General features: G+C 59.9%; 2 protein-coding genes. One reads left to right on the top strand and one right to left on the bottom strand.

The window, feature by feature from the left end:
• Positions 1–19 precede the first annotated feature (19 nt).
• Positions 20–1279, bottom strand: a complete 1260-nt coding sequence (hisS, locus tag H4Q31_RS16370) for a histidine--tRNA ligase (RefSeq protein WP_185180131.1) — start codon at positions 1277–1279, stop codon at positions 20–22.
• A 671-nt stretch (positions 1280–1950) separates the two neighbouring features.
• On the opposite strand from hisS, the gene H4Q31_RS16375 reads away from it, so the two are divergent.
• The gene (locus H4Q31_RS16375) at positions 1951–6795 is read left to right on the top strand and encodes a carbohydrate binding domain-containing protein (RefSeq protein WP_185180132.1); all 4845 of its coding nucleotides are present in this window, start codon (positions 1951–1953) and stop codon (positions 6793–6795) included.
• Positions 6796–6896 lie beyond the last annotated feature (101 nt).

A 6896-nucleotide genomic window follows, 5' to 3' on the forward strand; every position in this document is an offset into this window, starting at 1 on the left:
CCCTTTTCCCTATATCAATTTAGTTGCTAACGATCGCTTGAATGGCTGCGGCCAACTCGCCGAGCGGCACTTGCTTCTGCTCCTGCGCGGCCATATCCTTGACGGCGATCTCGCCGCGGTCCAGCTCGTCGTCGCCGAGAATGAGCGTCACCTTCGCCCCTGCGCGGTCCGCCGCCTTGAACAGCGCCTTCGGCTTGCGGCCTTGGTAATCGCGTTCGACCGCAATGCCGGCTTCGCGCAAGCGATGCACGATGCCCGTCGCCTCGCGTTCGGCGCGTTCGCCCATCGCGATGAAGAAGACGTCAACAGGCGAACCGGACACCGGCTGGACGTTCTGGCTCTCCAGCAGCAGCATCGTCCGCTCCAGTCCGATACCGAGTCCGACGCCTGGACGGTCCTCGCCCCCAACGTCGGCGACCAGCCCGTTATAACGCCCGCCGCCGCCGACAGTATCGATGGAGCCGATGCCTTGGGCCTTGTACTCGAATGCGGTGTGCGTGTAGTAATCGAGACCGCGCACGAGACGGGGATTGATCGCGTAAGGAATGTTCATCGCGTCCAGGCTCTCCCGCACTCGGACGAAGTGCGCTTCGCACTCTTCGTCCAAGCTGTCCAGAATCGAAGGGGCGCCTTCGAATTTCGCTTGGTCGATCTTGCAGTCCAGCACGCGAAGCGGATTGCGCTCCATGCGGGACTGGCAGTCCTTGCACAGGCTGTCCTTCATCGGCGTCAGGAAGTCGAGCAGCCTCGAGCGGAACGCCGCGCGCACTTCGGGTGTGCCGACCGAGTTGATCTCGACCGTCACGCCGCTGAGGCCCACGTCCTTGTAGAAGCTATAGCCGAGGGCGATTACTTCCGCGTCCAGCGCGGGATCGCTCGACCCGATCGCCTCGACGCCGAATTGGTGGAACTGCCGGTATCGGCCGGCCTGCGCCCGCTCGTAGCGGTACATCGGACCGATATAGTACAGCTTCGCGATATCCGGCTCTCCGTACAGCTTGTTCTCCACGTAAGCACGGACGACGCCTGCCGTTCCTTCCGGACGGAGCGTCATGCTGCGGCCGCCGCGGTCTTCGAACGTGTACATCTCCTTCTCCACGATATCCGTCGTCTCGCCGACGCCGCGCTTGAACAGATCGGTCGTCTCGAACATCGGCGTGCGGATCTCGCGATAGTGGAAGCGCCGGCACAAGTCGCGCGCGGTTCGCTCCACGAACTGCCAAGTCTCGGATTGGCCGGGAAGCACGTCCTGCGTGCCCGGCGGTTTCTGGAATTTCATTCTCCGTTCACCCTTTCTATACTTGCAACAATCAAAAAAGCTCCCGTCCCATGACATGCCCATGCATGTCAGGGACGAGAGCTTCACGATTCGCTCCCGCGGTGCCACCCGTCGTTCGAATGCCGCCGGCTATATCAAATGGCCGCTCGGCAATCGCATCTCATCCGGTTAACGCCCGGCTGCGCCATCATGCTACTGAAGCGTCCGTCCATGGGCGGAGCCGTTCGCAAGCGGTTCTCGGGGATGTCATTCGTCCGGTCATGGGCGGAAAGCTTGCAGCCGATTGGCTTTCCTCTCTGAAGAACTGGAGCCGGAGTACTTGTTCCCGTCATCAAATCTTGGCTGGATACAGTTAAGGATTATTATAGGACGACGGGAAGACGCAAGTCAAGCGGATAGGGGAAATCCGCCGCAACCGAAATATCGGCACCTTACCCGAACAATGCGGCATTGCCGATCAGAAGCTGCCTCTATACTATTTTCAATGAGATGCCCTATTGTTCGATCATCCAGATTCAGCCGCGCGAGGACATCGAGCGGTACAGACTACGCCAATAATGTAAGCGCTAACAATTAGCGGCAAGAAAGGAGGGCTGCCGCCGCCGCTATTCGGCACCGGTACCGGTACGGTTAATCGGCCATTGATTCCATTATCGAAGGGAGTTATCTGCATGTCACGATTAAAAATAAGGTTTGCGCTCGGGCGCGCCGCCACCGCCCTCACGCTGGCATTCGGGCTGCTGTCGCCCGCAGCCGCATCGGCCGAGTCGGCAAGCAATACCGCCGGCATAGCGCCGTTCAAGGACGTCTCCAGCGCGCATTGGGCCGCCTCTGCTCTCTCGCGCTGGCAAGAGGCGGGCATTCTGAACGGCTATCCCGACGGCTCCATGCGGCCCAATCAGCCGATCACGCGCTCGGAGTTCGCCGCGTTGATCAATCGGATCTTCGGCTTCGGCAGCTCTCCGGCCGAACCGCTCGCCGACGCCGCTGCAGGTACGTGGAAGGGAGATGCGCTGGCGGCTGCCGCCCAAGCGGGCTATTTGATGCCGGACGACGCGGGCCGTATTTATCCGGACCGGCCCTTCACCCGCGCGGAGACCGCGGCAGCGCTTGACGACTTGTTCCGCCTGCCCGAGGCAAAGGACGCCGGCTTCGGTGATATCGCGAGCTTACCCGACCAAGCGAAGGCAGCCATCTCCGATCTTGCCGCCGGCTCTTATCTGAATGGCTATCCGGACGGCAATTTCCATCCGAACGCCGCGATTACGCGAGCAGAGCTGGCAGCCGTGCTGGACCGGCTCATCACCGGTCTCGTACAAGGCGGCGAAGCCGAGCTTCCTCGCGCGGTAGACGGCAACGTCGTCGTCAACCGCGCGGATGCAACGCTAAGCGATACGACGATTGGCGGGCAGCTGTATCTGGCTGCCGGAATCGGCGACGGCGACGCGCATCTGAACCGCGTCACGGTCAAAGGCGCGGCGTACGTCGATGGCGGCGGCGAGCATAGCATAACGGCGGCCGATTCGAGCTTCGATTCCGTCGTCATCAACAAGGACAATGACCTTGTCCGCTTCGCCATGGAAGGCGACACGAGCGTGAACCGCTTCGTCCTGCAGTCTGGTGCGACGGTTGAACAGAACGGCGGCGGCTCCTCCCGCCCGGACGTTGTGCTCCCGGTCGGGCATCCAGCAACGTTGTCCGGCTCCTTCGGCAGCGTCTCCAGCGGAGAGGGCGACGGCGAGATAACGGAATTGGTCATTAAAGGGACAGTCGAGATGTTAACGTTGACCAAGCCGACCCGCGTTACGCTCGAGGAAGGCGCCGTCATCGGGCGATTGATCGCGGCCGAGAACGCGGGAGCCTCGACCATTGACGGGCCTGGTACGATCAACCAAGTGCAGAACCTATCCGCCTCCTTGAAGTGGAACGGCAATGCGGTGCCTGTCACGCCTCCGGCCGGCGAAGGAAGCGGCTCCAATGGCTCTGGGTCCGGCGGTAGCGGCGGCGGCAACCCCGGCGAAGATCCGTGGACGCTCGTCTGGAGCGACGAGTTCAATGATACGACGATCGACCCGTCCAAGTGGACGTACGACATCGGCAACGGCTCCGGCGGCTGGGGCAACAACGAGCTGGAGTACTACACCGATCGGCCGGAGAACGTCAAGGAAGAGAACGGAAATCTCGTGATCACCGCGCGCAAGGAGAGCTACGAAGGCTTCGGCTATACATCGACGCGGATCAAGACGAAGGATCTGTTCAGCCAGAAGTACGGTAAGTTCGAGATCCGCGCCATGCTGCCGACCGGCAAAGGCTACTGGCCGGCCATCTGGATGCTGCCGCAAGACGATGCGTACGGCACGTGGGCCGCATCAGGCGAGATCGACATTATGGAGAACAAGGGGAGCGAACCTGCCACTGTCTCCGGCACGATTCATTACGGCCAGCAATGGCCGAACAACATGTACTCCGGCGAGTCGTACCCGCTGCCTAACGGCAGTACCGTAGAGGATTACCACACTTATAGTCTAGAGTGGGAGCCAGGCGAGCTTCGCTGGTATGTCGACGGCGTCCTCTATTCCACCAAGAACGACTGGTATAGCAAAAGCTTGAATCAACCGGCCAATAATACGTATCCGGCGCCGTTCGATCAACCGTTCTTCCTGCTCATGAACGTCGCGATCGGCGGCAACTTCGATGGCAACCCCATCGATTCGACCGTCTTCCCGCAGTCGATGGCCGTTGATTACGTCCGCGTCTATGAATTGACCGGACGCCCCTACCGCGATCCGGTGCCTCCGCAGCTCGAGAAGGAGCCGCTCCCGGCAGGCGCCCGCCAGCCGCTTGCGGACGGCAACTATGTCTATAACGGCGCATTCGATCAGGACGATCCTGCGATTCCGAATTGGGATGAAGTTCCCGGAACCGATTATTGGCGCCTCTTCGAGGGTGAAGGCGGCGACGGGTCCTTCGGCATCGAGGATCTGGAAGGCCGCAAATTGGCGAGAATCAGCATCGAGAGCGCCGGCTGGCAGCCGTATTCCGTTCAACTGCTGAACGACGTGTCCGTGGCGAAGGGACATTATTACAAGTGGAGCTTCGACGCCAAATCGACCGACAGCCGAACGATGTCCGTACGCGTAACCGGCGGCGAGAGCCGCGGCTTCGCGGCATACTCTCCTAGTGTCACCGTCAATCTGACCGGGGAGCTGCAGCACTTTGAGACGTATTTCCAGATGAAGGATGAGACCGATATCGCGGCTCGAACCGAGTTCAACATGGGCCTCGATTCGAAGACTGTCTGGATCGGCAACGTTCGTCTGGAGGAAGTCGACAGCATTCCGATGGACGAAGACGGTCCGAAGACGCCGTTGAACGGGGACGGCAACCACGTCTATAACGGCACGTTCGATCAGGGCGATGCGAGCCGAATGACGTATTGGCATCTCGTCGAAGGAGGCGGCGCTCAGGCAGCGGCACATGTGAGCGAAGCCGACCGCAGGCTGAGCTTGGAGATCAAGGAGGCGGGCAGCGGCGATTCCTCGAGCGTGAAGCTGCTGCAGCGCGGCATCCAGCTCCTGCAGGACGGCGATTATTCGCTGAGCTTTGACGCCGGGGCGAATGCCGCGCGGAACGCAACCGTCGCGCTTATGAGCCAGGATGGCTCGATTACGTACGATTCGGCTTCCTTCGAACTTGGCAACGCGGCGACGCATCTGGACTTTGCGCTCCATATGGCGGATACGGACGACAACGAAGCGCAGCTCGTCTTCCTGTTCGGAGGTATAGTTGGCACGATCACGCTCGACAACGTGAAGCTTCTTCGCACAAGCGTCTACTATCCGCCGGATACCGATTATTATCCATTGGCGAACGGCAGCTTCCAGGGCGGGCTTAGCCCTTGGCAATCGGCCATCGACAGCGGCGGCAGCGTAACCGCCGAGCTTCAAGGCCAAGAGGCGAAGATCACCGTCTTCGCACTCGGCCAGAATCCATGGAGCAACATGTTCTATCAGGACGGCCTGAAGCTGGTTGGCGGCCTTACGTACGCGCTGGACTTCGATGCGCGGGCCTCCTTGCCTCGCAAGATCGGCTTCGATGTGGAGAATGCGAGCTATACCCGGTATGTCGATGAGACGTTGGATGTCGGGACGGATACGGCGCATTACAGCTATGAGTTCACGATGAGCCAGACGGATACGGCAGCGCTCAAGTTCTTCTTCGGCGTTCAAGACGGCACGGCTGGAATAAGCGTGCCGCACTCCGTCTATCTAAGCAACGTTGATCTTAAGGTGAAGAACGCGCCTGTGAGCCGCCCGCCACATCTGCTTGCCGATACGACCGATAATCTCGCCGGTTCGCCGATCGAGATCGCCTTCGCATCCGATCCGGAATGGCTGGATGCCGTAACAACGGTGAAGCTTAACGGCAAGGCGCTGGAAGCGGGTCAGTTCACACTGGCGGACGGACTTCTGACGTTGGACGCTAATTTATTCCCGTTGAACGGCAGCTATACGATTGCTGTTGAAGCCACGGGGTACGGAATCGCTACCGTCCGGCAAGACGTACTCGCTAATGACGGCAATTTGCTCCGCAACGGCTCATTCGCCTCCGGTACGAGCGATTGGACTCTCTGGACCAACGCCGGCGGTTCTTGGGCGGCGGGTGAAGGCGCGGCGGTCCTCTCGATTCCAAGCCCGGGCGACACGTATTGGTCGACCCAGTTCTACCAAGAGGGGATTCCGGTTCAAGCGGGCCATTCTTATCGGCTTAGCTTCAAGGGCAGCTCCACAGCCAGCCGTCCAATCTATCTGGAGATGCTCGACACTTCGCGTCAGGTCACCTATATCCGGTTAACGGAGACCGCCGACGATTACGCGGTGGATTTCAAGGCGAATGCGAATGGGTTGAAAATCAATTTCTGTATAGGCAGCGTCGTGGATGGGACGGCGACGACGCCCGCAGGCGCGCATACACTGCAATTGGATGATCTGCGGCTGGTTGAGATCGAACCGATTCCGGATCCGATTCCCGATCCGGATCCGGAACCCGCCGGTCACCCGCTCCAGAACGGGACCTTCGACAGCGGTACTGCAGGGTGGACCCTCTACATCAATGACGGCTCCGATGCGTCGATCTCCTCCGAGGATGGGCAGCTGAAGGTCGCCTTCACGAACTATGACGGCTGGTTCGTCTATTCGACCCAAGTGTATCAAGACCATCTGCAGCTAGATGCGGGTATAACCTACACGCTCAGCTTCACAGCCAAAGCTACGGACAGCAAAGATCTCATTGTGTCTGTCGAGAATGCCGGCAAATCCGACATTCAATACCTTGCCGCGACGACAATCCCTCTTACGGCTGAATACGCAACGTATTCGTACGATTTTACGATGGGCAGCGCATCAGACCCGAACGGCAAGCTCGTGTTCCAGCTTGGCAGCAACAACGCGGAAGGCCCTCATTACCAGAACCAAAGTGTGTACATTGACGAGGTGACGCTCGCGGAGAAGATCTAGCAGCCGATCTTCCAACTAATGAAGCCGTTCCGCCAAGCCCGTATGCCGGGCCGCGGAGCGGCTCTATTTAATAACGAACACAATCGGATAGGAGGCTACCC

It is taken from the genome of Cohnella lubricantis (assembly GCF_014212015.1).
Classification (GTDB): Bacteria; Bacillota; Bacilli; order Paenibacillales; family Paenibacillaceae; genus Cohnella; species Cohnella lubricantis.